1 pseudogene is annotated in these 499 nt (G+C 46.3%); it reads left to right on the plus strand.

What is annotated here, in order from left to right:
* Positions 1-499 (plus strand): annotated as a pseudogene (locus tag ACIR310F_RS23485) (M10 family metallopeptidase C-terminal domain-containing protein); the annotation flags it as partial.

Here is a 499-nt window from a genome sequence, read left to right on the forward strand (position 1 = left end):
ATACGGGAAATGATACCCTGAATGGTGGTTCAGGTAATGACAGTTTGGTTGGTGGTACAGGAAATGATACTTATCTGTTCTCCATTACCTCTAGCCTCGGTACTGACACCATTACAGAAGCAGTAGTGGGTGGCCAAGATACCATTGACTTCACTGGTACGACCGCAGCAATCCGCCTAAATCTAGGCATTACCACTACTCAAACCCTGGTTGCTAATGGTTCAAAACTGACATTAACTGTCGCTAATACCATTGAAAACGTGATTGCCGGTGCTGGAGCAGATAGAATTATCGGCAATGACTTAGATAACCGCTTGGTTGGTGGTGCTGGTAATGACGTTCTGGTTGGTGGTGCTGGTAATGATACTCTAGTTGGTGGCGCTGGTAATGACATTCTGACTGGTGGTGCTGGTAATGATACTCTAGTTGGTGGCGCTGGTAATGACATTCTGACTGGTGGTGCTGGTAATGATGTATTCAGCTTTGCAGGGAATGCTGC

The organism is Dolichospermum circinale AWQC310F (assembly GCF_000426925.1).
In the GTDB taxonomy this organism is placed as follows: Bacteria; Cyanobacteriota; Cyanobacteriia; order Cyanobacteriales; family Nostocaceae; genus Dolichospermum; species Dolichospermum circinale.